This window comes from uncultured Campylobacter sp. (assembly GCF_937890585.1).
Lineage (GTDB): Bacteria > Campylobacterota > Campylobacteria > Campylobacterales > Campylobacteraceae > Campylobacter_A.
The window spans coordinates 1-1074 of sequence record NZ_CALACG010000244.1 but is presented as its reverse complement, the minus strand read 5'-3'; the positions used below and the strand labels follow the sequence as shown (position 1 = coordinate 1074).

Annotated in this window: 1 protein-coding gene; it reads left to right on the top strand. The window is 41.6% G+C overall.

Annotated elements, in window-relative coordinates:
- Nucleotides 1–1074, top strand: a 1074-nt coding sequence (locus Q0296_RS07265; RefSeq protein WP_298038691.1) for a hypothetical protein, incomplete at both ends; no start/stop codon positions are given.

Here is a 1074-nt window from a genome sequence, read left to right as displayed (position 1 = left end):
GATCATAGCCATAAATCAACCTGACTATGATACAAGTATAAATTTACTTATTGATAGCGTGGAAGCGGTAACAAAAATAAAATTTTCTACTCCTAAAAGCTCAAATAGGGATAACCGCTTTGGCAGGATAGACGGGAATGGCTTTGCAAATTTACAAAGAGGCGACTACACAAGCTTAAAAGAGTTTCTAAGCGAGCTAAGAAACGATAGCTATGCCGAAAATCTAGCTGAGGACGTTGGCAGAATGTATGGTGGCGTAGTAGGTCAAGCTTTGGCTGGCATGCTATATGACGGCATTGTCAATGGACGCTTTAATGTGATGAATGTAGCCGAGGCGATGTATCAAAATATAAAAAGCACGCTAACCTCGGTCGCTATCCAAAATACGCTTTCAGCGCTTGGCACAACTATATCTCCGCTTGGCGTAGCTCCGATAGCTGGGCTAATTAATGCTCTTGTGACTGAAATCTTTGAAATGGCAGTGGGGCTTGATAATAGCTTTGGTTTTGGTGGTGATCTTAATGCAGTAGTAGGCAATACAGCATTTTATGATCGCCCTATGAGTTTTGGTGAGTTTATGCAAGATACGTTTAGCGGTTGGTTTGGCATACCTGACGCAGTGATAGGTCAAACTGACTACAACGGCAACATAACTGGCGTAAGAGTTGGCAAACAATTATATGGGTATAAAATGGAACAAACATTTAATGATGCACTACACGGCAGACCTGGCACTAAAACGCTAACTAGCCTTGATCCAGCAAGAGCAGCGATGCAAAATTTCGCACGCAATAAGCTAGAGGGCATAAGATCACAAAGCTCACTAATGACAAATATGCGCATGGATAGTCTAGGCAAGCTAAACTACGAGATAAACACTCGCACATCACTACAAAATGCAGGGTTTGACACAACATTATCAGATGTGGCATTTAGTGCGACGCAGCAGATAACAAAATCACTGCTTGATAAAGTAATAGCCTTTGATTTGAATGCCTTTAATATCGCACCAGCTGGAGCGTCAGAAAGTAATCACGCTAACGCTAGCACAACAGTTAAAGAAAACACATATAC